Consider the following 26,558-nt stretch of genomic DNA (forward strand, 5'->3'; position numbering starts at 1 on the left):
CGCGAGATACGCGCCCAGCAACGCCGTGGGGGCGAACGACCAGGCCGCGATGCAGGCGGGGACCACCACGGCAAGGGCAAGCAGCGGGAGATACCGGTTCATTGGGTCTTTCCCTTCTTCGTCGCCTCCAGGCGCTCGAGCACCTCAGGGGGTAGCTTGGAGACGTCGGCATGCTGGCTCAACTGCAACGCACGGATGTACGCGACGATGGCCCAGCGGTCCGGCGGATCGACCCGGTCAGCGTATGAATACATGACGCCATAGCCGTTGGTGACCACGTCGAAAAAGTGCCGGTCGGGTGCCTGACGCAGGCGCTCGTCGTGATATGACGGCGGATGGGGAAAGCCCCGTCGAGAGATCAAGCCGTCGCCGTCGCCGACCGCGCTGTGGCAAGGCATGCAATAGATCTCGTAGCGTTGTCTGCCGCGCAATAAAAGCTGCATTGTCACCGGGTATGGATTGGTTTGCGCAGTCTTGGCCGCGATGTCTTTGCTCACTTCATCGGCGCCCTTGCGCCCACTGGAGGTGCCGGCGAACGGTCCATTCGAATATGGCACGCTGCCTTGCGGCAGCGGGCGCGATGAATCGCCGTCAGGGAACAACTCGCTGCGCGAAAGCGGCTTGTATTTTGGCTGGTCGTACATATCCTGCTTCGCCTTCTCGCATCCGCTCAGCGTCGCGGCCACGCAGCAAGACAACAAGACCGCCGCCAGCGGTTTCATCGCGGCACCTCGGCTACCGACATCGGTTGCAAGCCTTCCAGGAAGCGCCTGCTGCGGTCGATATCGAAACGCGGATCGCGCGCCGTCAGGCAGAGGAAGAATCGGTTGCGGGTGGCCTGTTCGAAATGAGGCGCATTGAAAATCGGATGAGTGAGACGCGGCAAGCCATTCGCCACCAGCATGCCGAACACCGCCGCGAGCGCGGCGCCCAGGATGGTCAACTCGAAGGTCGGCGCGATGAACGAGGGCCAGCTGTGCAAAGGTCTACCGCCGACATTGATCGGATAGTCGATGACGGCCGAATACCATTGCAGGAAATAGCCGCCCAGCGCGCCCACGATACCCCCGATAAGCGTGACGAACGGCACCCTGCCGTGTGTGAAGCCGACTGCTTCGGCGATGCCTTCGACCGCGTACGGTGAATAGGCCTCGACATTGCGAAAGCCGTCTTCCCGCGCGCGCCTGGCCGCTTCCAGCAAAGCTTCACTGGTGCGGAATTCCGCGAGCAGGCCGTAGACGCCGTTGCTCATGCTTTGCCCTCCGCGCTTTCGTGGACGAGTTCGCGCATCTCGGCGATCGAAATGACCGGTAGAAAGCGAATGAACAGCAGGAACAGCCAGGCAAAAAAGGCAATGGATCCGAACAGGGTCAGCCAGTCCCAGACCGTGGGCATAAAGAGTCCCCAGGCGGAAGGCAGGAAGTCGCGGTGCAGACTGGAGACTACGATCAGAAATCTTTCCATCCACATACCGACGTTGACCACGAGGCTGATCGCAAATAACGTCGGCACGCTATGGCGCACACGACGAAACCACAGAAGCTGCGGCACGGCGACATTGCAGAACATCATCGACCAGTAAACCGGTGCATAGGGACCTAGCCAGCGGTTGACCGTCATGTATTGCTCGAAGGGATCCCCGCTGTAAAAAGCAGTGAAAATCTCCGTCCCGTAGCCGTAGACGACGATCAAACTGGTCGCCAGCATGATTTTCGCCGCGTTCGCCAGATGGCGTTGCGTGATGAAATCCTCCAGGCCGAAAAAGTAGCGTAGCGGAATCGCGAGCGTGAGCACCATCGCAAAGCCGGAGAACAACGCGCCGGCCACGAAGCAAGGGGGGAAAATTGTGGAGTGGTAGCCGGGCGTATTGCCTATCGCGAAGTCCAGCGAGACCACCGAATGCACCGAAATCACGAGCGGCGTAGCGAGCCCCGCCAGCAACAGGTACGCACTCTCGTAGCGTGCCCAATGCCGCGCCTCACCGCGCCAGCCGAGTGCGAGCAGTCCATAGGCAAACGTCGCGAAACGCCTGCCGGCAGCGCACGATCGATCACGCAGCGTGCCCAGGTCGGGTATCAGACCGACATACCAGAAGAGCAGCGACACGATCAGATAAGTGCTGATCGCAAAGATGTCCCACACCAGGGGACTGCGCCATTGCGGCCATACGTTCATGACGCTGGGATAGGGAATCAGCCAGTAAAAGAACCACGGCCGTCCCAGATGCAAGATGGGAAAGAGGCCCGCGATACTGGCCGCGAACAGCGTCATCGCCTCAGCGAAACGGTTGATCGAAGTGCGCCACTTTTGACGCAACAGCAGCAGGAAAGCGGAGATGAAGGTGCCGGCGTGACCTATCCCGATCCACCAGACGAAGTTGCCGATGGCAAATCCCCACGCGACGGGAATGTTGACCCCCCAGATGCCGACGCCGATGGTGAAGAGCCATGTGATGGCCCCAAAGAACATCAGCGTACCGACGAATGTCACAATAAACGCGCTTAGCCACCCCCAGTGAACGCGGCGCTTGAGCACAAGGTTGGCGATCTTGTCGCTGACGCTCGCGTAGCCCCACCCTGCGCGCAGGACCTCGCTATCCTTCGACACGGGCGGCTGCTCCGCGGCCGGGTTCATGCCTGCTCCAATTCGTCATCGGGATTCAAGATGAGCGCCGCATACGTGGTGCGTGGGCGCGTGTTCAGTTCGGCCAGCAACGCGTAGTCCAGTGGCGACGCTTTGGCCAGATTGACTTTGCTCGCCGGATCGTTCAGGTCGCCAAAGGCGATGGCTTCGGTCGGGCATACCGCCTGGCACGCGGTCATCACCTCGCCGTCGTGCAGCCGCCGTCCGAGTTTTTCGGCCTCGATGCGCCCGCGAGTGATGCGCTGCAGGCAGTAGGTGCATTTCTCCATGACGCCCCTGCGCCGCACGGTCACTTCAGGGTTGAAGGCCGGCCTCGGGCGGTCGATTGCCGTGTTCGCGTACTGCAGGAAGTTGAAGCGTCGCACTTTGTAAGGACAGTTGTTCGAACAGAAACGCGTACCCACACAGCGGTTGTAGACCTGCACATTAAGGCCTTCGCTGTCATGCACCGTGGCACCGACCGGGCACACTTCCTCGCAAGGCGCCGTTTCGCAATGCATGCAAGGTACAGGCTGGAAGGCGCTGTGCGGACGGGAAGACGGTCCGACGTCATAACGGTCAACGCGAATCCAGTGCATCTCGCGCCCGCGCGCGACTTCTTCCTTGCCGACCACGGGAATGTTGTTCTCGGCCTGACAGGCAATAGCGCAGGCGCGACAGCCGATACAGGCATTGAGGTCGATCGCCATACCCCACTTGTAGTCCTTGTATTGCCATTCGGGATAGAGCGACATCTCAGGCGTGCGCTTGCGCGGTTCATCATTGGCGAAATGCGGGTTACGGCGAAATTCGTCGAGCGTCGCCAGGCGGACGATCTCGCGCCCTTCCATCTGCTGATGATTCTGCGTGGTAGCAAAAGCAATCTGGCGTCCGGTCTTTTCTGCCTTCAACGCGTGTGGGCCTCGCAAGACCCTGAGGCGGTATGCATCGAAGCCCACGCCATCGCCGACCTGACCGGCAGCCCATCTACCGTATCCGAGCGGCAGCGTGATCGCGCCTTCCGCGTGCGAGGGCCACACCCATGCCGGCGCTTCGACCACACGTTCCGGCGCATGTTCGAGCGACAGGCGCAGCACGTCGCCGCTACGCACGCCCAAGGCCTGCGCGGTGTGTTGGCCGAGCAAGGCGGCGTTTTCCCATGTCATCGTGCTGAATGGACGCGGCAGTTCCTGTAGCCAGCTGTTGTTGGCGAATTCGCCGCCATGAACCGACGGATCGGCGACAAACAACGCGCGCAGCGCGGGGCCGTTGAAATCCGGCTGTGGCGGCAGCTCGGGGAGGCCGCTCAGCGCAAGGGCCGGGCTGGCGCTGCCGGCAATCAGGCCTTGTCGAAGTGCCTGCTGCCAAAAGCGTTCGAAATCCTCTCCTTGTTCCTTGCTCTGCCAGTAGCGCCGTACCAGCATGTACCCGGCTTGCTGCTCGCCGTCGGTCAGAACGGCCAACAATTCATGCGCCGAGTGGCCGTGGTAAAGCGGCGCAATGATGGGTTGCACGATCGAAGCCGTGCCGTCGAATGCGCGGCCATCGCTCCATTGCTCGAACCCATGCGTGCCGGGCAGGTGCCACCTGGTGGCGCGCGCTGTTTCATCGCGGTAAAGGCCGAGGTGCGCGGAGAACGGCAGTTTGCTCAAAGCGCGCCCGAAATCGATATCCCGCGGAGCATCGTAGACGGGATTGACGTCCAGCATCACCAGCGAGCTCACCGCGCCTGAGTGAATGTCATTGACAAGTGCCGCAATCGACTCCGCGTGGTTCTGAGGCTGCGCTTCGACTGGTGCGATCGGCTCAATCGTTTGGCCGAGGTTGCCGAGGTGCTCGTTCATGCGATGCACGAGCGCGCGCGTGCGTGGCGAGACGCTGCCACCGGCCACGATGAGCGACTGTCCGCGATGTGCGGCTAGCCGCTTTGCCAGCACTTCTTCCCATTTGGCGGCCCGCGTGTCAGACGCAGGTGCAATCGCGCGAAGGTCGCCGCTCGCCATACCCAGCCGGGAAGCGATGCGCCATATTGTTCTTTCGATCTCGTGCGGCGGCAGCGCAAGGCGATTGTCAGCCAATGCGCCAAGCAATTGCGGGCTCGCTTCGAGCGCATAGAGGCGCTTGTCGAATTGCGGTGAATCATTTCGGCGGTTGTGCAAGAACCCGCGCGCGTAACGTATGCCTCCGGGACAGTCCACGAACGGGTCCGCGTCGACGCTCACGATGATCGCAGCGCGATCGAAGCGGTACACCATGTCGGCAGGCGCGCCGAACGCGAGCCGCGCCGCTTCGAAGCCAGCGTCGTCGTGCAGCGGATCATGACAATGCCAGCGCGCTTGCGGGTAGCGAGCCAGCAAGCGGGCGATCTGGTCGGCCAAGGTCGGCGACGTCGTCGTCCCTGTCAAGATGCGCAGACCGGCGCCACCGCTCGCATCCCATTGCGCGCGCTGCGCCAGCAGGGCCGCCTTGAAGGCCTCCCATGTCGATAGCATATCGCCGTGTTGCACCGTCTGCGAACGATCGGGGTCCCAAAGTTGCAGCACCGAGGCCTGCGCGAATACGCCCGTTGCGCCGAGGCTTGCAGGATGGTCGGGGTTACCCTCCACTTTCGTGGGCCGTCCCATTTCGCTTTCGACCAGCACCCCTAGCGCATAACCGCTGTGGATGAAGCTGGTCGCGTAATACAGCGGCTTGCCGGGTACCATCATTTCCGGCATCCGCACATACGGGACGATGACCTCCTGTGGCGGTCCGCTGCAACTCGCGCCCGCCATCGCAAGCGATGCAGCCATGACCTTGAGGAAGGCGCGGCGCTCGGGACTCATCGCCTCTTCGCTGGCCGGTACGATCGGAATGAAGGGGCGATGGCGCATGGTCTCAACGATGGCAGGTCGAGCAATCGGTCAGGCGCCGCGTGTCCTGCAGATGAAAGAGCCGATTCAACTGCCCAATCTCCTGCTGGGACAGCGGCCGCGTGTCACTGATCGCGAACACATCTGCGAGCGGCCGGACATGCCGAGGCGCGCTCCGATGACACTGCAGGCACCACTGCATGTCGAGCGAGGCCACGCGCGCAGTCAGCGGCATTTCATCGATCCGGCCGTGACACTCGATACAGGCGACGCCCTTGTTGACATGGATGCTGTGATCGAAATACACGAAGTCCGGCAGGTCGTGCACACGGTTCCAGCGAATCTGGGTATTGCTGTCCATACTGGCGTGCAGCGGCGTGAGTACCGGCGAATCGGTGAACAACTGCGAATGGCAAGTCAGGCAGATCTGGGTGGATGGCATCCCAGCGAACGCGGACTTTTCGACCGATGTATGGCAATAACGGCAGTCGACACCATCATCGCCGACGTGATGCTTATGGCTGAAAGGGATCGGCTGCTCGACGGGCTCTCCCGTCTTGTCGTCGGGCTCAGCGTACCAGCGCGCAGCAGTGATGGCGGCAAACACAAGCAGAAACGCCGCCATCGAAAACAGTTTGATGGCAAGAACCGTTGACTGACTGAACGCTTGCGCCATGAAAGCACACGCCATCCTGAGGTCTGACTTCTTTGCCGGGAAAGCGGTGCAAACGCGATGCCAGCGCTTGCCGTGACAAGAGTTTAAGCACGGGAGTATCAGAGCGGTCGCAAGTGTGCAGTGCTCAGATGCTGTCTTGCTGCTTTCGCTAGCTGCCTTGCGACAGCGCGCATTGTGACGTCTTCGCGTTACACCTTTATTGATAGTAGTGCCGCTGTCATTCTTACAATGGGTACCGGTACATTTAACAGTTGATCCTATCGCACACCTTCGCGAGCGCCGCTATATAAGGCATGTCGCTTCACGAACATGCACTTTGCCATTGCATCGACGCGGAAATGGACTGGTGGCTCAGAAGGGTCGCGGGCATAGCGGGCCACGGAATGCGATCCGTTCTCGATCGCACTTCGAATCGTGAAGAGCCCGTTCCGGCAACCATGCAGACGAATATTTCGTGCTGCCGGATGCCGGATGACTGCGGCCAAGCCGGGCGATCGGTAATGTCAGGTATAGGACGATGCGACTCAGCGTCTGTCAATCATCTGTAAAGGCGCCGCGCCGAATTGAAATCCAATTGCATTGAAGGTATTTGAAGCGACTGGACGCGTACCGCATTGTGCCGAATCTGGTCAAATCAGCATGTGATGTGACTCGCTGACGTTAGGCTAACGTCCCGTTGACTTTGAGGCGAATCCGCCGCAGTTCCGAAAAGCAGCCTACGATGGTGGAGTCGCTATGAAGGCTGGCGATCAACGTTAGTCGTGCTACAAGCTCGCTCTCACCCATGCTGCAGGCCAGTGAAATCCAAAACCGCTTTACTCATTCGGAGCAAACGGTCAGCGAGGCATCACGGACTGCCACGCCGGCACGTCGATTCCAAAGGGCTTGATGAACTGCGTGGATGAGTTCGATAAGGAACGCAAATCGACGAAGCAGGTCATGTCGTCAACGGAGGAGGATCAAATCCGGCAATGCGTCGACGATCTCGAACGGATTGGTGATCGTGCAGAGCGCGCTTGCCAACAGGCCGGGAGTCTCGACGCGAGCATCAAGGATGCAGTCAGTTCGATGCATTCGGAACTTTCTGACCTGAAGCGACAACTCCACTGACCTGACTGACACCCCCGGTTCAACTCGCCGGGACCATTTACGCCTCAGCGCCACCAAGGCGCGCGGCAACGCCTGCGCTCGACGCGCACTCATCCGTTTCCGTGTGACTGGCGTACCGGATTGCGAAGCTTTCTTTGCACGGCAGTACGTCACGGGTACGTACGTCAGCCATCTCGTTACGCGCGTTAAGCGTACCGGTGGAAAACAAACCGAAGCCGATCAGCTGGATCGGTCTTGCCGGTCGTGACCGTCAGTGACCGAAGCGATGAACGCGTCGACTGCCTCGCTGGTTGCCGCCTTGCCCCCGCCCGTCGCAGCCGTGACCGCATCCATCAGTTTCTGCTCATTCGTGACCGGTCCCTTGTGTTCGTTGAATCCGAAGAAGACGCCGCACTATTGCGAGCTGCTCGACCTTTCGATGGCGGACGCGGACTTGCGGCTGGACTTCCTGGTGCATGAACCGGCCGACACTGCAACGCAGAAAAAACCTGGAAAAATCTTTGCGCAGCAAGGCTGAGTCCGCACTGCGAAGCCGGCCGCCGGTGGCGTGATGCGCTGTCCGGCCGGCTGATCTTGCGCGGTTTGTCCCTGGTCCGCCTCGCGCAGGATGCCGTCCGTCGCGTCGTCGCCGACTCATGTCAGTTTGCGGATCTGGCCGGATCAGTGTGACCGGCGAAAAAACGTCTGGCGCGCAGCGTCGTACGGCGGAGAACCGCGCTCAAGATTGGTGCTGGCGACTCGTGTCGTCCGTGCCCGTGAAGCACCCCGTGAAGACCTTTAGCTATCAAGAAATTACGGAAGCGGCCACGATGATCGTAAGCGGTTCCGCAAGCTCTTGGGACTGCCCGGTTAATTCAGTAAGGCGATTATATTATCTGAGCGCCATTCCACTACAAGAAATCGCCGGACTGATGGGCAGGTAATCACTCCCTACGCGGGTGCGCGAACTGCTCTCACGGCGTCACGGAAGCGCTTACTGCGTGGCGCTGTTTCATACCCGGTTCGAAAGCGAGGGCGTCGACGGTTGGCGCGGCGTCCGTTGTCTCACGGCCAGAGTATCTGGTGACACGGTCGCTCGCTGGAGCGGAGCCAGCGTCTGAGCGGCCAGATGGGCCGATTCAGCTCGTGCAACAGGACCAGTCTTCGCCAGATGTGCGCCGCGCTGAACGTCCGACGGCGGGCCTGACGTTCGAGCAGCCGCTTGCATCCGGGCAGATGTAGCAGCGAACAACCTTTGAACCAGCGCAGATCGCGATGCGTGTTGCCGGACCAGTGACGTCCGACAAGTCGATGCGCACCGAGATCGATGATCTGATATCCGTCATCGGCAAGCAGATTGAGCGCCGCGGAAATAAACACTTCATCACCGTGGTGATTCAGTTCGCCCATCGCCTGCCTGTACCGATCAAAGCACGCGTGCGCGCGAGGTACCAGTTCGCTGATAAATCCCGCGGTTGCCAAGAACGCTTCGCCGCCGAACCATCTGGGGTTTCGCAGGCGTGCGACAAGAGGAAGCCGCTTGAGCACTTCCTCAAGCAACCATCGCAGATGGATTGCGGCTCTTCAACCCAGGTCGCATAGCCGCAGTTGTCATCAAGCCGTACCATACGAGCGCCGTGCAGAATTTACATGCCGCCGGGGAACCCTAGCGCGGTCGCTTTCGCGCGCAAGTCAGCGAAGCGTCCGCCCGGCGCGTTGGTTACGGCTGGCTGAGCGGCCGAGGTAGACGGGACCTGCTGGCTGTGATCGACTCCGCCAAGCCCCGGAATGATCCCCGCTGTCGAGCACGCGACGCCGAACGTACCTTGCGTCACCGCAATCGCGGGTGCGTCGGTTCGCGGGGCGTCGGTGAAGTCGAGGGCGTACGCCACGTTGAAGGTGCTCGCGTCGCTCGCACGCACGCCCAGCGGATCGAGGCCGAAGCGCCACGCAATCAGTTGATGAATCGAGCTGGGATCGAACGGATAGCGTGACACCATGTTCGCGCGCACGCGCGGCCCGAACAGCATGCACGGCACGCGGAATCCGAGCCGGCCATCGTTGCCGACACCCTGCTCCGCCGTCGATACAGGCTTGATGGGAGGCACCGCATGCTCCATGAAACCGCCCCATTCGTCATACACGAGAATCATCAGCGTCGTGCTCCAGTTCGGACCGGTGCGCAGCGCGTCGTATATCTGGCCGAGCAGCACCTGGCCGTTGCGCACGTCGGCATGCGGGTGATCGTCGTTCGACGTGCCTTGCACCTCGCCCGCGAAACTCGGATCGACCATGCAGAACGACGGCAGATTGCCGGAGGCCGCATCCGCAAGAAATTCCGCGAACAGCTTCGAGCGGCCGACATAGCGCGAGCCGTACAGCGCAGTGAACGGGACGTCGTCGTAGTAATACGTCGATGAGACGTTCTTTGCGTCGAGCCGGTCCCAGATGGTTGGCAGCGACGACGTACCGGTGCTGTCGTCGAGACGGTCGGTCTCGCCACTATGCAGATAGAGACGGTTCGGAAACGTGGCCGACAAGATGCCGCTCATGTAGTAGTCGCAAACCGTGTATTGCGTGACCGCTCCGCGATAGAAGTCGAGATCGGCCTGGCCGAAATAGCCGATCGGCAGCAGGTCGCCGCGCATGAGACTCGTGCCGGGCGTCAGTAGAAAGCCATTCATCGCACCGTTGGCCAGTTGAACGCGCCCGGCTTCGTACATATGGTTCGGGTCGGAGAACGAGCACGCTTGGAATCCGTAGGCTGCGTTCGACGTCAGCGCGAACGACGATTGCGTCTGACCGAACGCGTCGGTGAACTGGCGGCTCTGCTGGTGTTCCGCGTTCGGCACCCAGCCGAACATGTGATCGAACGAGCGGTTCTCCATCGTGACGAGAACGATGTGATCGACGCCCGAAGTGGCCGGGTTCGGCAGACCAGGACGCGGAAGGTTCGCGCGATCGGGCGGAATGCCGCTCGTCGAACCCGTGCTTCCCGACGATCCGCCGCCACCTCCCCCGCCACACGCCGACAACGCGACACTGCCCGCGAGCGCCGCCAAGATCTTGCGGCGCGTGGGATCGGGTGCATTCGAAGACTGATGATCGCTCATGGCGTTACCTCCCTTGCTGTAAAGACCGATCGGGTCGCCGTCGCTTGATTGATCGATTGATCATGTGGCCTGGTCAGCCATCGTCAGCACTTGACGTACCCGTGCGTAATGAAGCGCTTGCGCTGCAGCGCAACGCGCGACGCATGCTGGTGTAATGCCTGATCCTTTCCAATCGCCCTGGGGGGCTCGTGCTCACGGGCACTGGCAACCCGCGGGACTTCGTCGATGACGATGCTGAAGTTCGTTAATTCCGCTAGCCGTGTTCACAGAAACGCTAACCACCGTTAATTGTGCTAGCGTGCCTTGCGGGGATGGCGCTGGACGCAATCCTCGACAACGATTTATCGTCCAAAGAGCGGGAGCGAAGTAGGCAGCATTGCGCAAGACAGACACGGCGCCGATTCAAGCAAGTGTGACCTGAAATAGTCGACCGTTGGGTCGAGCCATTCGCCCTTCAGCGTGGAGCAGACACGTCGACATCGTTGAGTACGAGGCAGCGGAAACAGTATGGGAGGCGTTCACGATTCGTCATCCCATCCAACCGGTGTCTGGATCGATCTCACGCGGTCATCTTATAGTCGAGCCAGCTTCGAGAACCGTTCAAGTGTTGACTCAACGAGTTTGGATCTGTAGGCGAGGGTACTGAAAGAGGAATCTGCACCGGGCGAGTGACGGTCGAATACAGTCGCGAACTGCAATTCATCGCCAAGGCTCAATTCACTTTCACCCAACCCGTCGCGCCCGTACCGCGATAGATATACATGCCCGCCCCCGTGCCGCCACCCTGGACCACGGCACCCGTATAAGAAGGCGTACCCGCAAAATTGACCACATCGTTGTTCTGCGGGGTCAGCACCGCACCGCTTGCTGTGATCGGCGCAAGGTCCGACTTCGTGATGCGCACCGTACCTGATACGACGGTGACCGCTTGTGCACCCGTACCGCTGACCGTCGTGCCAAACAGCGACAAGGTCGTCGCCCCCGACACGTTACGGACCAGATTCGCGCCTGTGCTCAACATGCCGCCAACATACGAGATGTTCGCGGTGAACGCGCCATTCATAAAAATCGGGTGCGTTTGATTCAGGATCTTGCAGTCACGCCATTCCAGCGTCACGCCGGCAGCCGATGCGTTGTTGATCTGCACACCAGCCTTGACGCCGTTGAAGTAGCCATCGGAGACCACGCCGTAACCGATGTACGCAGTATTCGCGACCAGATATATCCCTTGACCATCGGCGCCTCCATTCGGGCCGACGATGTTGTTACCGCGCGACCGGAAGTCGTTCACGCCGCCCGACAGCAGAAACCATGCTTGCGGTATCTGATATCCCTGTGCGGTCATAATTCGGTCCAGCGTCAGGTCATCGATCACCGCCGCATTTCCAGCGCTGTACTGGTTGATAAAGCACGCCGCCGTAGGGGCGGTCGCGCCGTTCGAATTGATTGTGAGCCCATCGATGATCACCTGACGGGCAACCGTCTTATTACCGAACTGGACAAATGCCTGGTTCGACGACAGGTTCGACGGGGTCCATTCACAATCCTTGAACTTCACGCCATCCAGGTTGAACGTGTTGTACGGCACCTGTATTGACACGGCGATATTGCCATTCGTACCGACCGACGCATCGCAGTGCACCTGCTCGACAACAACGTTGCGCACTGTGAGCGTGTTCTGGCCATCGGCGGGAGATCCGCTCGGGGTCTTCTGCACGACCATCATCCTGCAGTTCGCGTTTGTCATCGCGTAATACCCACGTGTAATCCTGACGTTTTCGACCAGACCGACTCCGGAATACTCGGAGCCGTTCACCTGATCGAAGTCACCCGTGATCGCGAACCCCGGCGACGCAGGTGTTCCCGGCGCGGTGCTCATATTGACCTCCCAGCCGTCCACCGACACGTTCCTGACGTTACCAGTGCCCGTTCCGTTACCCGTTGTCCGGGTGCCCGGCAGGAACACGACAAGACTGGAAGTCCGGGTCTGGCCAGCGAGGCCGGTACAACCGTAATATGCACAGTCGTTGATCCGTACGTCCACAATGTCGCCGACCGTGGGACTACTGCGGTGCCAATCCCACGCGTTTAGCGCGATAAACGCGTCATTCGAAAATCCACTGCAACGATCCACAACAATGTGCTTCGACGGGCCGTTGATATGTATGAAGTCACGTTCCACATTCGGATTCATGTCGTGGAAATACGCGTCAGTACCAATGTACTGGCAGAAGAAGCCATTCGTGTTGTATGGGTTTGCCACCGCGCACTCGAAGTTCTTCACGTTGATCATCGATATCTCGCCCTGAATACCATAGAGGAAGGTATTGGGCGTAATCACGCCGACTGCCTGCGTGAGGCTCGTCTGGCTCGCGGCGTTACCGTCAATCGTGCCTTGACCGAAGAACGCAATATTGCTGTCACCAACCGGTGTACTCTGAAGCGCACCCTTGTTGATGAACATGCACAGGTTGTAGTTCGCGGGCTTGCGGTGCGTGACGCCGTAGCCCAGCAGGAACGACGTGTTGGTCGGCATCACGACCTGATTGCAGTAGTAAACACCGGGAGTATTCACCTGAACCTGCACGTAGGTGAGCGTACTGACATTATTCAGTGCGTTCTGAATTACGGTCGCATTCGCGGCGGCCTTTGTCGAATCGTTATAGATAATCGATGCACTCACATCGATGATTACCGAAGACATGATGTCTCCCTACGCGATTGTCAGTAGTGGAGCGCGGAGGGTCGACGCATTCCTCGTCACGCCATGAGTTGGGGCACCGCATTCGCCAGCGCTATAAACATAGGCGATATGTAATGCATCAGCAACGGGAAGCTCGCATTCACCGCTTCAATCGCGTGCATATCGATGCCGACATCTGGCTGGCCGATATTGAACTTGCATCGTCCTCTGTTCGGGAGCGCGGGTGGCATACCAGCACGGAGACAAGACTACCGGCGCATCCCGGGGTTGGCGAGCGACAGGTTGTGCGGGTGGGCTAGCGTCCATGCTGCCCATGTCCCTGCAGCCGGTGAGCGACCAGAGCCAGAGCAGCAGGCTCCGCGGTGGTTCGGCAGGCATCGTTTGCAGCGATGCGCCCAGGCAGGCTTGTCCGCGTCCGTCGGATCGCGACTGGCATCGACGTTTGTGTAAGATGCCTCAGGGAGACCCCTACGCTACATCACGCAAGTTGCTCAAAACGTCCAGGCGGCTGGCCACAAACGGCAGCCGGCACGAAAAACAGGCTTCAGAGTGCTGGTTCAACGTATTTCGTCATCGCTTTGAGAAGCTTCGCAAAACCTGTGCGGGTGTGATTCTCCATGAAGGTGTGACGCGTCAAGCGCGGGCGCGGGCGCGGGCCCAGCAAGGCGAACGCTTGAAGCGCCAGGCGAAGCCTGGGAATGGAGGAAGTGAGAACAGAAACCATTCGTAGTAGTCCAGCGGGTTCGACTCCCGGCCGGCAAAGGCTAACCACTAGCCGGAAGCGAGTCTTGCATGCGAGTGCGGTAACGCACTACTTGAAGCGTAGTCAGATACCAAAGCCGCGTGATTGAGTTCCGAAATCGCCAATGCTGGCGTCTTCAGTTTCAAATGGCCTGGGGACAGCACCGCCGAGCCGGTAGGGTGAGGCAAAGGCGGGCCGGCCGGGATCTGAGAGCGGGGCAAAGGTATGGGATGGATTACCCAGAAACCTGGGAGAACCTGTGTGTGACCAGTTCAGAAAGCCCAAGGCACGGGCTAGACAAACAGGGCCAGGCCGAGGCGGAGGTCACCACCGCCGAGGGAGCAAACGAGGTGGCGGGAACTGGAGCGGGGGAAGCGAATCCATAAGTGACCTCGTATTCAGCACAGGAAGTCTTAGTGCCCTGATAGTACCGCTGACCTTGGGGAACGCTGCTCAGGCGGACCCAGTCGAGGGAAGCGGGGCACCGTTGGTACAGAATCGCTTTTGAGAAACACGGAGGGTGCTTTGAAACCGGATAGCATGTCAACGAAACAGAAGCGAATAGCCGAGTTGGCAAGAAGTAACCGAGGAATGGCATTTACCTCATTGAACCATTACATCGATTACGAGTGGATGCAGTATGCCTACGAATGCACCCGCAAGATGATGCCGTGGGTGTCGATGGCCAGACCGCGCAGGACTATGCGTCAAACCTTGAGCAGAATCTTCGCAGCTTGATTGATCGGCTCAAGTCAGGACGCTATCAGGCGCCACCGGTCCGTCGGCACTACATCGCCAAAGCCGATGGCGGGCAGCGTGGCCTCGGCATTCCCTCGTTTGAGGACAAGGTAGCGCAGCGTTGCGATGCTGCTGGAGCCAATCTACGAGCAGGATTTCTTTGATAGTTCGTATGGCTTCCGGCCGCGACGAAGTGCCCTTCAGGCATTGCAGGCTGTGCGTGCCGGGGTAATGGAGCGGCGCGGTAAACGGGTATTAGACGTTGATGTTCGGAAGTACTTCGATAGCATTGATCGAACCGGACTGCGGGAATTTCTGGCTAACAGAGTCACGGACGGCGTCGTGAGACGACTGATCGATAAGTGGCTGAAAGCGGGTGTACTGGAGGACGGGCAGCTGTTTTACCCAGACAAAGGCGTGTCGTCGGTTTGTCATGCTATGGCGTGGCTGTGAGCACGGCACGGGCGGGCTCACAGCCATGCAAAACTGGTTGTTTGATCTTGCTGTTCACGTTGCCCCCTTATGTCAGGCCCGGGCTACGCTTTAGGAACGAAGTGTTCGTCGGTACTGAGCAGCGCCTGTACGATTCGGGCGTGCTTGTTGGCCAGCACGACGGCGGCGCAGTTATATCCGCGTCGCGCGATGAGCTGCTGTAGCCAGATGCTGTGCGGGTCGGTCTTGGGTTTCACATAGCGGAGCACCGCGCTGTGCATTGTATTTGCCTCGGGCGACAAGATGCCTGCTGCTCCAGGGCTCCCGTTCCGCTGGAAGGCGTTGCGCAAACCCTACACCCTGGAAGAACTGAGCAAAGTACTTGGAAGTCCCGCGGTTTAGAGGCGTTGCTTCACGCCTGGATGTAATCGCATCGCTGGCGACAGTCTCAAACCGAGCCGAAACCCGACGAACGTGATCGGTGTACTGGCTAGGGCAACGCTGATTAAGTCCACCGTTCATGTGCCTCAAGCGTTATAGAGCGCACACGCAACGAGAAAGGCGAAAGACGATGAAGCAGCAGACGCTCGCGATGGCAGCAGATCAAGGCGCGGGATTCGAGACACGACGCAAACGCACGCGGCGCGACGAGTTTCTCGACACGATGGACACAATCGTGCCGTGGGCCGAACTGTGCGCGGTAGTTGAGCCGTTTTACCCGAAACGCGGCAACGGTCGCCCGCCCATTGGTCTCGAACGCATGCTGCGGATTCACTTCATCCAGCACTGGTTCAACCTGGCCGACTTTGCTTGCGAGGAGGCACTGTACGACAGCACGAGCTTGCGTCGCTTTGTGGGAATCGATCTTGGTTGCGAAGCCGTGCCGGACGCGACGACACTGCTCAAATTCCGGCGCCTGCTCGAGACGAACAAACTGGGTGAACGACTCTTTGCCGAGGTGGGGCGCGTGCTGCAAGCCAGCGGGATGAAACTCAGCAGCGGCACCATCGTGGATGCAACGCTGATCTCGGCGCCAAGCTCGACGAAGAATGAACAGAAAGCGCGTGATCCTGAAATGCATCAGACGCGCAAAGGCCAGCAGTGGTATTTCGGCGCGAAGCTGCACATCGGGGTTGATAGCCAAAGCGGTCTGGCCCATAGCGCAGTGGTCACACCGGCCAATGTGCACGACAAGCACCCGCTGCCGCAATTGCTGCACGGCCAGGAGGAGCGCGTCTATGGCGACAGCGCCTACGCGAGCCAGAAGGATCTGATCCGCAGCAAGGCACCCAGGGCACGCGACTTCACCAACCAGCGTACCCGGCGGGCTGGCCAGGTCGACGAGGTCGCGCGCAGCAAGAACCGCAATAAGTCGAAGATCCGCGCGCGTGTTGAGCACGTGTTTGCCGTTGTAAAGCGGTTGTGGGGCTTCACGAAGGTACGCTATCGCGGGCTGGCGAAGAACGCCAACCGTGCATTCGTCGCGCTGGCACTGGCCAACGTTTACCTGTCGCGCAGGCGACTGATGGCACAGGTGTGCCCGTAATGGGCGAAAAGCGGGTAAATCGCCCGCTTTTGGAGCCGGCAAAGGCTCCAAGGTGAGAATGAGGTTCGACTTCACGACGAAACACCATTGAAGTACTGGTCGAGCTCCAGTTTCGTGGCTTGATCAGCGTAGCCCTAGATCATGCGCGGCTTACGTCCCGTCCAAAAACGCGATCAGATAGCAGGACGACTCACCATACCTTGTCGGAGCGCGAATGGCCGTTGCCTGGGTGCGGAGCCGACATTCGAACCGCCGTGCTACGTCGTGAGCGAATGAACCGAATGACCGGTTCATGGCCGCGCGTACCGTCCGACGACCGAACGCGGCGATCGCCGCGGGCGCAGCTTAGGGTCTATGCATCATAGCGCGTTATTCTTTCGCATCACGCTAAGGTGGCCCTTCCCTTACCTCTTGATCGAAACTATCTGAAGCTTCCGCTAGTCACGATTCCCACGCCCGCAGATCAGGCGAAGCGCCATGTAGACGACGGCGACACGGTCGTGTTCAGGCTGCATCGTACAGCCGTGTGGCTGGCAATGGTTCGCATAATTTCCTGAACGTCCCTACCGACCATGGTGGCCGACAACTGGCGCGCGGCAAAGAGAGCTCCGCGACGCCTACGCGGTCAATTACGCGGCCGAATTCCTAAGCGAGTCTGAGCGTATGTGCACACCGGGGAGGGCCTCGCAGAGAGCACCCGCCGCAAGTATTGGCGGTTTGTCCGAGACTTCCTAGTCTGTGACAAAGCTGGACTCCAGCGGGGCTAGCACTACGTAGAGCGTGCAGGCTCGGCACGCTGCCCCCCAGACGGCTTCATCGCGACTTCAGCACCGAATTGCTCCGCCTTCTCCTGCGGCTGGCCACCGCTTGGCTGCAGTGGGTCCAGACTCTTGCTTTGAATAAAGTCCGTGTCGAGGGCGAGTGCGCAAAGTGCATATCAATCTTTCGACCGCGTGATGGCCAAAGCTGCTAATCCTTGCCACCTGGAATCACCGCGCCCAGTACCTGACGCGCCGTATTGGCGATCACGCTGCCTTCTTTCGGGTCGCCTTCCATCAAGGTCCGCGCAAACGCGCGTGCCTGCGCGAGCGTCACGTGCGGCGGCAGCGGCGGCACTTCAGGGTCCGACTTCACCTCGAGTACGACGGGCCGTTTCGCGGCCAGCGCCGTTTCCCATGCATCGGCCAGTTGCTCGGCCTCGTCGACATAGATGCCTGTCAAGCCGAGCATTTCCGCGAACCGGTGATACGGCACATTGGGCACCTTCTGCGACGCGTCGAACTTCGGATCACCTTCCATCACCCGCTGCTCCCACGTGACCTGATTCAGGTCTTCGTTATTCAGCACCATGCAGATCCAGCGCGGATCGGCCCATTGTTTCCAGTACTTTGCAACGGTGATGAGTTCCGCCATGTTGTTCATCTGCATCGCGCCGTCACCGACCATCGCGATCACGGGCCGTCCCGGATACGCGAACTTCGCGGCAATCGCATACGGCACGGCCGCGCCCATCGACGCCAGCCCGCCTGACAACGACGCCATCATGCCGCGCCGGATCTTCAGATCGCGCGCATACCAGTTCGCGCACGAGCCCGAGTCGCTCGTGAGGATGACGTTATCGGGCAGGCGCGGCGACAGTTCAGTGAAAGCGCGCTGCGGGTTCACGCCGTTGCTGGCGGGCTGATGGGCGCGTTCGTCGAGCGTCTCCCACCAGCGCGAAGTCCAGCGTTCGATTCGCGAGCGCCATGTGTGGCTGTCCTTTTCAGTCAGCAAGGGCAGCAGCGCGCGTAACGTCGCCGCGCTGTCGCCGACGAGGTTCACTTCCATCGGGTAGCGCAGGCTCAGCATGCCGGCCTTGATGTCGATCTGCACGCCGCGTGCGTCGCCCTCCTTCGGCAGGAATTCCGAATAGGGGAAGCCCGAGCCGATCATCAGCAGCGTGTCGCACGCATTCATCATTTCGTAGCTCGGCTTCGTGCCGAGCAGACCGATCGATCCTGTCACCCACGGCAGATCGTCGGGCAGCACGGCCTTGCCGAGCAGCGCTTTCGCCACGCCCGCGCCGAGCCGGTTTGCGACCGCGATGACTTCGTCGGTGGCGTTCAAAGCTCCGGCGCCAACGAGGATTGCAACTTTATGCCCGGCGTTGAGCACGTCGGCTGCGCGCTGCAGATCGTCTTGTGTGGGAATCACGGTCGGCTGCGAATAGCCGACACCGGAATGCGCCGTGCCGTGCTTGCGCGCGGGCGGTTCGTATTCGAGGTCCTGCAAATCATTGGGCAGAATCAGCGCCGTCACACGCCGTTCCGACAGCGCGATGCGGATCGCGCGATCGACGAGGTGACGCACCTGTGCGGGCACGCTCGCCTGTTGCACATAGGCGCCCGCCACGTCCTTGAACATCGCCGCAAGATCGAGTTCCTGCTGATAGTGTGATCCAAGTGCTGCGCGCGCCTGCTGACCGACGATAGCGAGCACGGGCATATGATCCATGCGCGCATCGTAGAGACCGGTAATCAGGTGCGAAGCACCCGGCCCCGAAGTCGCGATGCAGACACCGAGTTCGCCCGTAAACTTTGCGTGGGCGCTCGCCATGAACGCCGCCATTTCTTCGTGCCGTGCCTGCACGAAGTCGATCTTCCCATCCGCACGATTCAACGCTCCGAACACGCCATTGATGCCGTCGCCCGGATAGCCGTACATACGCCTGACGCCCCAGTGATGCAGCCTCTCGACAATGAAGTCACCGACTGTGGTTGACATGAAAGTCTCCCGTAAAAGAAGTGGATTGCCATGTCATTCATCAGCAATCAGCGCGCCCCCTCGCTGACGAAATCTTGCTGTAAGGCACATCCTTTGCTCGCTCTTCTCGCGCAGGCAATCAACTGCTTCTTCCGGGTCGACCATCGTCATGTCCAGTCACGCCACAGCGCTTCGCACTCCCGACCGCTTCAGCGCGGCCCACATCACAAAAGTCAAAGCGAACGCCTATACGATTCCAACCGATGCGCCCGAAGCGGATGGCACCTTTGAATGGAACTCGACCACACTCGTCGTCGTGGAAATCGAAGCAGGCGGTGTAACGGGCCTGGGCTACACGTACAGCGACGCGTGCGTGGCGAAGCTCGTCCGGCGGACGTTCGCCGATGTGCTGGTCGGTGAAGAGGCTTCGCATATTCGAAGCCTCTGGTTGAGAATGCAACGGCGCGCACGCAATCTTGGGCGCGACGGCGTGGCCGCTACGGCGATATCGGCGCTGGACTGTGCACTCTGGGACCTGCATGCGAAGCGCCTTGCTGTGCCTCTCGTCACCGTGCTAGGCCAGGCGCGCGACAGCGTGCCCGTGTACGGCAGCGGCGGCTTCACCACCTATACCGACACGCAGATGCGTGACCAGCTGCAAGCATGGGTTCACGACGATGGCTGCCGCTGGGTCAAGATCAAGATAGGCACCCACCCTGAACGGGATCCTTCGCGGCTTCTCTGTGCCCGCGAGGCGATCGGACCGGACACCGGTTTGTTCATTGATGCCAACGGCGCGTTCGATGTCATCTCTGCATTGCGTTTAGCTCATCGCGTTGCGGATGAAGACGTGCAATGGTTCGAAGAACCGGTCACATCCGACGACCTGGCCGGCCTCAGACGAATGCGCGCGGAGGCGCCCATACAGATGGACATCGCCGCTGGCGAATACGGCTACACGATCGACTATTTCGTGCGGATGCTCGAAGCCGGCGCGGTAGACGTGTTGCAGGCGGATGCCAGCCGTTGCGGCGGCGTGACAGGGTTCGTCGAGGCAGCGCATCTTGCATCTGCCTTACATATCCCGCTCTCCGCTCATCGACGGCGCGCCGCGCGTGACGCAAGGGACCATTGCTCCGGATCTGTCGCGCGCTGGCTGCGGTCTCGAATTCAAACGCGCGGATGCAAGCCGCTTCGCGGTCGACGTCCGATAAAAGCCATAACGATGCCTTCTTCACGATGACAAGAACGATCTTCTACATGCTCGGCGCACTATGCGCAGCTTCAGGTACCGCCGCTTTGGCGGCGAAAAGAGGCGGCGCACCACGCCCGCGCGCCCCACAGCAGCTAGCGCGTACCCCATCGACCCATCAGCCTGAGCAGGCGCACATCGAAGCCGCGCGCGGCTTCAACCATGGTTCTGCCGTGCTTGCCTTCTCCGCGCTGGCGGACAGCGCCGTCGAGCACTATCGCGGCTCCGTCGAGAACCGCGCGATGTATGCACCGCTTCTATCTGCGACATGTTCGTTGCTTGCCGGTCTGCATGGCGGCCGCGACCGGACGGCGGCGTCGCATTCCGCGCGGCATGCAGTCTATGTCGCAGCAGCCGCGGCGGGTATCGCGGGCACGGCCTTCCACCTCTACAACGTGACGAAACGGCCGGGCGGCTGGAGCTGGCATAACCTGTTCTATGGGGCGCCGCTCGGCGCACCAATGTCGTTGCTGCTCTCCGGGGCGCTCGGTGCGGTCGGTGAGCAGCTGCGTAATGAACCGGCTGTGGATCCACGGTTATTCGGCATGCCTGCCGGCAAGGCGCTCGCGCTCGCCGCCAGCGTCGGCCTCGCCGGTACGGTCGCAGAAGTCGGCCTGCTGCATTTTCGCGGCGCCTTCCAGCATCGCGCCATGTACGCGCCTGTCACGGTGCCACCGCTTGCCGCCGTGCTGCTCATGCAGGCCGCGCTCTGCGCGCCGCGCAAGCGCTGGATTACCCGAGCATGGCTGCGTGCAACGGCCGCGCTAGGCATGCTCGGCATGCTGCTTCATGCGCGAGGCATTGCGCGCAGCCAGGGCGGCTGGCGCAACTGGTCCCAGAACATTCTGGGCGGCCCGCCGTTGCCCGCGCCGCCGGGTTTCACCGCACTTGCGCTGGCAGGGCTCGCCGCGTTGCGGATGAGGGAGACAGAGCATGAGTGACGCACGCTCACTTCCAAAGTACCCGGGCTATGATGTGCTGGACAAGCGCGATACGCCGTCATGGGACGATGCCACGCGCGCTGTCATCGACACGCGCATCGCAACCGCCGACGAGCCGGCGTGGTGTAATCCCGCGCAGTGGCGCGCGTTGCGCGCGCTATGCGAAGTCATCGTCCCGCAGCCGGTGCATCGGCCAGTCGTGCCGCTCGCAGCGCTTGTCGATCGCAAGATTGCAGCGGGCAAGAGCGACGGCTATCGCCATGCTCAACTGCCGCGCTTGCAGGAGGCATGGCGGATCGGCCTCGCCGCACTCGATGACGAAAGCTAGCACCGATATCACACGATCTTTGCCGATCTTGATGAGCATGCGCGTGCTGGCCTCATTCAGGCGCTTGAGCATGGAACGCTGATGCGCGATGCTTGGCAGCACATGCCGTCGAAGCTGTTCTTCACCCAACGCGTGCTCCACGACATCTGCACCACCCTGTATTCGCATCCGTGCGCATGGAGCGAGATCGGCTTTGGGGGGCCGGCCAATCCGCGTGGCTATGTGCGCATGGTGTTCAACAGACGCGATCCGTGGGAAGCCGTCGACGTATCGCGCGATAAGACAACGGAGGACAAGCAGCGTGCTCGATGATGCCCTTCATCATCCCCGTGGCAAGGACGGACGCGCGCCCGACGTGTTCACGCGCGGCGGATGGCTGCCCATGCGCGAATATCGCTGCACGACGAGGTCGATTTCGTGATCGTCGGCACGGGCGCGGGCGGCGGAACGCTCGCGTGTCGTCTCGCGGAAAAAGGCTTCAGGGTCGTCGCGCTGGACGCGGGCGCGTGGTGGCGGCCACTCGAAGAGTTCGCCTCCGACGAAACCCATCAGTCCAAGCTGTACTGGACTGACGAACGCATCGTCGACGGCGAGAATCCGCTCGTGCTCGGCGCGAACAATAGCGGCAAGGCGGTCGGCGGCAGTACCGTGCACTTCGCGATGGTCTCGCTGCGGTTCAGGCCTGAATGGTTCAAAGCGCGCTCGCTGCTCGGCTACGGCGCAGACTGGCCGCTCGACTGGCGCGAGATGTGGCGCTATTACACCTACGTCGAAGATGCGCTCAAGATCTCCGGCCCCGTGCGCTATCCGTGGGGTCCGAAGCGGCCCCGCTATCCGTATCGCGCGCATGAGATGAACGCCGCCGCATTGGTGCTCGCACGCGGTGCGGAAGCGCTCGGTATCGGCTGGAGCCCGACGCCGCTTGCGACTGTCTCCGCGCCACGCGGCAAAGCGCATCCTTGCGTCTATCGCGGGTTCTGCGTGTCCGGCTGCGCGACCAACGCGAAACAGAGTGCGCTGGTCACGTGGATTCCGCGCGCCGTCCACGCCGGCGCCGAGATTCGCGATCTGGCAATGGTCGGACGCATCGACGTCAATCCGGAGGGGCGTGCAACGGGCGTCGAATATCTGCGCGAAGGCCAATGGCATTTTCAGCGTGCGCGCCATGTCGTAGTGGCCGGATATGCAATCGAAACGCCGCGCCTGCTGCTGATGTCGGCGAACAGCCGTTTCCCCGAAGGCCTCGCGAACACCTCGGGGCTGGTCGGCAAAAATCTGATGGTTCAGTCGAACCAGGCCGTCTGGGGTGTGCTCGACGACGAGATACGCTGGTACAAGGGGCCACCGTCGCTCGCGATCAGCGAACACTGGAACTACACCGACACGGGTAAGGACTTCTTTGGCGGCTACGCGTACATGAGCCAGGGACCACTTCCCGTCATGTGGGCGCAGACGCAGATCGGCCGCGGTCTGTGGGGACAACCGCTGCTCGACGAAATGCAGTGGTACAACCATCAGGCAGGACTGAAGATCGTCGGCGAGACCCTGCCGCAGGAGCGCAACCGCGTGACGCTCGCCGATGAGAAAGATCAATACGGTCTGCCCATTGCGCGTGTCACATGGAGCTATTGCGATAACGACCGGAAACTGATCTCGCATGCGCTCGGCTTCATGACCCAGGCGCTCGAAGCCGCCGGCGGGCGGCGGATCTGGGCACAGCACGACGACACGTGCCACCTGAACGGCACCGCGCGTATGGGCGATGACCCGGTTACGAGTGTCGTCAACGCCGATTGCCGTAGCTGGGATATTCCGAATCTCTGGATCTGCGACGGCTCGGTCTTTCCAACCGTGGGCGGTGTGAATCCGTCGCTGACGATCCAGGCCATCGCGTGCCGCACGGCGGACCGTATCGAAACGCTTGCGTCGCGCGGTGAACTATAAACGGACGCACGCCACGTCAGAGATCAGGGAGGTGTGCATCGTGACCAGTATCCGTAAGCCGAAGACGGTCGTTATCACGGGCGCAACAGCCGGCGTGGGCCGCGCCGCCGCGCTGGAGTTCGCGCGCCACGGCGCCGACGTCGCGCTGCTCGCACGCGATGCGGACGCGCTTCAAGACACCGCTCAGGAAGTCCGCGCAGCGGGCGTGCGCGTGCTCTCCATCCCGGTGGATGTGAGCGACGCGGACGCGGTGGAAGCAGCGGCCGGCTCGATCGAATCGCGGCTCGGCCCCATCGACGTTTGGGTCAACAACGCAATGGTGACCGCCTTCGCGCCCATCGGTAAATTGCCGCACGAGGATTTCGCGCGCATCACCGATGTGACCTATCACGGCTTCGTGTGGGGAACGATGGCCGCATTGAAACGAATGACGCGGCGCGATCATGGCGTGATCGTCCAGGTTGGCTCTGCGCTCGCGTACCGTTCGATCCCGCTACAAGCGGCCTATTGCGGCGCGAAGCACGCGATCCGGGGCTTCACCGATGCGTTGCGGTGCGAGCTCCATCATCGCAAAAGCCACGTGCATGTGACGATGGTGCAGATGCCCGCGCTCAACACGCCCCAATTCGATTGGGCCGAAAACCGCATGCAACACGCCGCACGTCCCGTCGCGCCGATCTTTCAGCCCGAAGTCGCTGCGCGCGCAATATTCTGGGCGGCCACGCACCGACGCCGCGAAGTATGGGTCGGCGTATCGTCGATCAAGGCGATCGTGGCGAACCAGTGGGTGCCGGGCTTGCTCGATCGCTACCTTGGCCGCAAGGGTGTCGACGCGCAGCAGGACGCGCAGATGGCCAGCGCCACGCAGCCCTCGAACTTGTGGAAACCTGTGAGCGAACTGCATCGCGTGCATGGGCGCTTCGACGCGCAAGCCTCGTCGTCGAATCCAGCGTTCTGGCTCGACACCCATCGCGGCCTCGCGGCGCTCGGCGTCGCTGCACTCACGACGCTTTTCGTCGGTGTCATCCGGCGGCGGACCTGATCATGTCCCTGCGTATCGAGGACTATGCGATGCTCGCGGACGGGCAAAGCGCAGCCCTTGTCGGCAAAGACGGTTCGATTGACCGGCTGTGCTGGCCGATGTTCGATTCGAGTTCCTGCTTCGCTGCGCTCATCGGTGGCCCGGAGAATGGCTACTGGCGGATCGCGCCGGATGAGCCCGTCATTGCGACACGCCGACGTTATCTGGGAGCGTCTCTCGTACTCGAGACGACGATGCAGACCGCGCATGGCACTCTCGAACTCATCAACTGGATGGAATGGGCGGCAACGCCAGCGCGGCTCATCCGGCAGGTGCGCTGTGTTTCGGGCCGCTTGGGCATCGTGAGCGAAATGGCCGCGCGATTCAACTACGGACGCGCGCTTCCACGGCACCGGCGTCTGGGCGAGCAGCTTGCCGCCATCGGCGGCCCGTGGGCGCTCTGGCTCGACGCGCAACACGCCAACTGTAGACGACGCGTGCGTGCGAAATACAGTCGAGTTGAGTGCCGGTGACGAATATACATTCGTTCTGACGTGCTGCTGGTCGCACGAGCCACCGCCCTCACAGATCGACGCCGCGCACTCGCTGCATGAGACGCTCACATTCTGGCAACGCTGGTCTGCGCACTTTCCTACGCAAGGCCGCTATGCCGATGCGATTCGCGCTTCGCTCGTTGTGCTCAAGGGGCTGTCGAATCGTCTGACGGGCGGCATCGTTGCGGCGCCGACCACTTCGCTGCCGGAATATATCGGCGGAACCCGCAACTGGGACTACCGCTATTGCTGGTTACGCGACGCCAGCTTCACAATGCTCGCACTCGCGGGCACCGGTTTCGAGGGAGAAGCGGCAGCGTGGCGCGACTGGCTGGTGCGCGCGATCGCCGGCCATACGGCGCAGACGCAGATCATGTACACCAGCGACGGCGCGCGCCAGATTCTCGAATGGGAATGCCCGACGTTGAGCGGGTATGAGGCCTCGCGCCCGGTACGGTTTGGTAACGCTGCTGTACTGCAATCGCAGCACGACATCCATGGTGAGGTCATGAATGCGCTCTACGTCGCGCGGCGTCACGGCATGCCATCCGACGCCGATGCCTGGGTGCTTGAACGCGGACTCATCGATCACGTCGCGGCGACATGGCGTGAACCGGATAATGGCCTGTGTGAATTACAGACGGAGGCATTTCACCCTTTCGAAGGTCATGGCGTGGGTCGCCGTCGATCGTGCGATCCGCAGCGCTGAAGAGTTTGTTCATCATGCGCCTGCCGAAAAATGGAAGCAGCTTGCAGAGGAAATACGGCACGACGTGCTCGCGAAGGGCTTCAATTCGCGTGTCAACGCATTTACCCAGACGTATACAAGCGACGAACTGGACGCGAGCCTGTTGCTATTGCCCCTGTTCGACTTTCTGACAGCGGACGACCCGCGCATCGTGGCCACCGTCGATGCGATCGAACGCAAGCTGATGCCGGACGGCCTCGTGCTGCGCTATCGCGGCGATGTGCGCGCCGCAATTTACGCGAACGTGACCACCAGCCGCAGGAAGGCGCGTTTCTAGCATGAGCCTGTGGCTCGCGCAGGTGCGTCACCTTCAGGGACGCCGCGACGAAGCGCACGAACTTTTCGAGCGCGTTCTGGCGTTGCGAAAGGACGTCGGCCTTCGAGGGAGGAATATGACACGCAGCTGCAACGCCTCTGCGGAAACTTTTCTCAGACGCTGTCGCACGTTGCGCTGATCAATGCTGCCCGGGTTCTCGAAAAGCCATGACGGTGCATCTGTCGTTAGAGACAGAGA

At 61.1% G+C, this 26,558-nt stretch carries 15 protein-coding genes and 7 pseudogenes; 13 read left to right on the forward strand and 9 right to left on the reverse strand.

Features of this window, described 5'->3' with window-relative positions:
- Positions 1–98: 98 nt before the first annotated feature.
- The 5 genes from SB822_RS45605 to SB822_RS45625 are packed head-to-tail and all read right to left on the reverse strand — an operon-like array spanning position 99 to position 6,165.
- Positions 99–722: a c-type cytochrome gene (locus tag SB822_RS45605; protein WP_410857787.1), complete on the reverse strand. Its 624-nt coding sequence runs from the start codon at positions 720–722 to the stop codon at positions 99–101.
- Positions 719–1,252 (reverse strand): DUF3341 domain-containing protein, encoded by a 534-nt coding sequence (locus tag SB822_RS45610; RefSeq protein ID WP_410857788.1) that lies wholly within the window; start codon positions 1,250–1,252, stop codon positions 719–721. Before SB822_RS45610 ends, SB822_RS45605 begins: the two co-directional genes overlap by 4 nt.
- Complete coding sequence (gene nrfD / locus SB822_RS45615) at positions 1,249–2,634, reverse strand: NrfD/PsrC family molybdoenzyme membrane anchor subunit (protein ID WP_410857789.1); 1,386 nt, start codon at positions 2,632–2,634, stop codon at positions 1,249–1,251. The genes SB822_RS45610 and nrfD overlap by 4 nt, the downstream gene beginning before the upstream one ends.
- Positions 2,631–5,495, reverse strand: a complete 2,865-nt coding sequence (locus tag SB822_RS45620; protein ID WP_410857790.1) for a 4Fe-4S dicluster domain-containing protein — start codon at positions 5,493–5,495, stop codon at positions 2,631–2,633. The genes nrfD and SB822_RS45620 overlap by 4 nt, the downstream gene beginning before the upstream one ends.
- A gap of 4 nt (positions 5,496–5,499) precedes the next feature.
- Positions 5,500–6,165: a cytochrome c3 family protein gene (locus SB822_RS45625; protein WP_410857791.1), complete on the reverse strand. Its 666-nt coding sequence runs from the start codon at positions 6,163–6,165 to the stop codon at positions 5,500–5,502.
- A 769-nt stretch (positions 6,166–6,934) separates the two neighbouring features.
- Here SB822_RS45625 and SB822_RS45630 point away from each other — a divergent pair.
- The 3 genes and pseudogenes from SB822_RS45630 to SB822_RS45640 all read left to right on the forward strand — a co-directional run bounded on the left by SB822_RS45630 (position 6,935) and on the right by SB822_RS45640 (position 8,841).
- A pseudogene (locus SB822_RS45630) lies at positions 6,935–7,260 on the forward strand (hypothetical protein).
- Between the two features lie 367 nt (positions 7,261–7,627).
- Positions 7,628–7,777 (forward strand): annotated as a pseudogene (locus SB822_RS45635) (MarR family transcriptional regulator); the annotation flags it as partial.
- Positions 7,778–8,550: 773 nt separating this feature from the next.
- Positions 8,551–8,841 carry a hypothetical protein gene (locus tag SB822_RS45640; RefSeq protein ID WP_410857792.1) on the forward strand — a complete coding sequence of 97 codons (291 nt, stop codon included), beginning with the start codon at positions 8,551–8,553 and terminating at the stop codon, positions 8,839–8,841.
- A gap of 44 nt (positions 8,842–8,885) precedes the next feature.
- On the opposite strand, the gene SB822_RS45645 is transcribed toward SB822_RS45640, so the two are convergent.
- Positions 8,886–10,352, reverse strand: a complete 1,467-nt coding sequence (locus tag SB822_RS45645) for an alkaline phosphatase family protein (protein ID WP_410857793.1) — start codon at positions 10,350–10,352, stop codon at positions 8,886–8,888.
- Positions 10,353–11,064: 712 nt separating this feature from the next.
- Positions 11,065–13,056 carry a hypothetical protein gene (locus SB822_RS45650; RefSeq protein WP_410857794.1) on the reverse strand — a complete coding sequence of 664 codons (1,992 nt, stop codon included), beginning with the start codon at positions 13,054–13,056 and terminating at the stop codon, positions 11,065–11,067.
- Between the two features lie 1,392 nt (positions 13,057–14,448).
- Here SB822_RS45650 and SB822_RS45655 point away from each other — a divergent pair.
- Positions 14,449–14,700 carry a hypothetical protein gene (locus SB822_RS45655; RefSeq protein WP_410857795.1) on the forward strand — a complete coding sequence of 84 codons (252 nt, stop codon included), beginning with the start codon at positions 14,449–14,451 and terminating at the stop codon, positions 14,698–14,700.
- Positions 14,663–14,989 (forward strand): reverse transcriptase domain-containing protein, encoded by a 327-nt coding sequence (locus SB822_RS45660; RefSeq protein ID WP_410857796.1) that lies wholly within the window; start codon positions 14,663–14,665, stop codon positions 14,987–14,989. Before SB822_RS45655 ends, SB822_RS45660 begins: the two co-directional genes overlap by 38 nt.
- 83 nt (positions 14,990–15,072) lie before the next feature.
- On the opposite strand, the pseudogene SB822_RS45665 reads toward SB822_RS45660, so the two are convergent.
- Positions 15,073–15,237: pseudogene (locus SB822_RS45665) on the reverse strand (IS110 family transposase); the annotation flags it as partial.
- 302 nt (positions 15,238–15,539) lie between these two features.
- Here SB822_RS45665 and SB822_RS45670 point away from each other — a divergent pair.
- Positions 15,540–16,514, forward strand: a complete 975-nt coding sequence (locus tag SB822_RS45670; protein WP_410857797.1) for an IS5 family transposase — start codon at positions 15,540–15,542, stop codon at positions 16,512–16,514.
- A 969-nt stretch (positions 16,515–17,483) separates the two neighbouring features.
- Here SB822_RS45670 and SB822_RS45675 read toward each other — a convergent pair.
- Positions 17,484–19,277: a thiamine pyrophosphate-requiring protein gene (locus SB822_RS45675; RefSeq protein WP_410857798.1), complete on the reverse strand. Its 1,794-nt coding sequence runs from the start codon at positions 19,275–19,277 to the stop codon at positions 17,484–17,486.
- A 148-nt stretch (positions 19,278–19,425) separates the two neighbouring features.
- Here SB822_RS45675 and SB822_RS45680 point away from each other — a divergent pair.
- The 7 genes and pseudogenes from SB822_RS45680 to SB822_RS45710 all read left to right on the forward strand — a co-directional run bounded on the left by SB822_RS45680 (position 19,426) and on the right by SB822_RS45710 (position 26,321).
- Positions 19,426–20,470: pseudogene (locus tag SB822_RS45680) on the forward strand (enolase C-terminal domain-like protein).
- 25 nt (positions 20,471–20,495) lie between these two features.
- Positions 20,496–21,449: a hypothetical protein gene (locus SB822_RS45685; protein ID WP_410857799.1), complete on the forward strand. Its 954-nt coding sequence runs from the start codon at positions 20,496–20,498 to the stop codon at positions 21,447–21,449.
- Positions 21,442–22,089 (forward strand): annotated as a pseudogene (locus SB822_RS45690) (gluconate 2-dehydrogenase subunit 3 family protein). Before SB822_RS45685 ends, SB822_RS45690 begins: the two are co-directional and overlap by 8 nt.
- Positions 22,079–23,721 (forward strand): annotated as a pseudogene (locus SB822_RS45695) (GMC family oxidoreductase). Before SB822_RS45690 ends, SB822_RS45695 begins: the two co-directional pseudogenes overlap by 11 nt.
- Before the next feature lie 40 nt (positions 23,722–23,761).
- Positions 23,762–24,763: an SDR family oxidoreductase gene (locus tag SB822_RS45700; protein WP_410857800.1), complete on the forward strand. Its 1,002-nt coding sequence runs from the start codon at positions 23,762–23,764 to the stop codon at positions 24,761–24,763.
- Between the two features lie 2 nt (positions 24,764–24,765).
- Positions 24,766–25,275 carry a trehalase-like domain-containing protein gene (locus SB822_RS45705; RefSeq protein WP_410857801.1) on the forward strand — a complete coding sequence of 170 codons (510 nt, stop codon included), beginning with the start codon at positions 24,766–24,768 and terminating at the stop codon, positions 25,273–25,275.
- 163 nt (positions 25,276–25,438) lie between these two features.
- A pseudogene (locus tag SB822_RS45710) lies at positions 25,439–26,321 on the forward strand (glycoside hydrolase family 15 protein).
- The last annotated feature ends 237 nt before the right edge of the window (positions 26,322–26,558 follow it).

Origin of the sequence: Paraburkholderia sp. SIMBA_054 (genome assembly GCF_046534875.1) — a bacterium.
GTDB lineage: Bacteria > Pseudomonadota > Gammaproteobacteria > Burkholderiales > Burkholderiaceae > Paraburkholderia > Paraburkholderia hospita.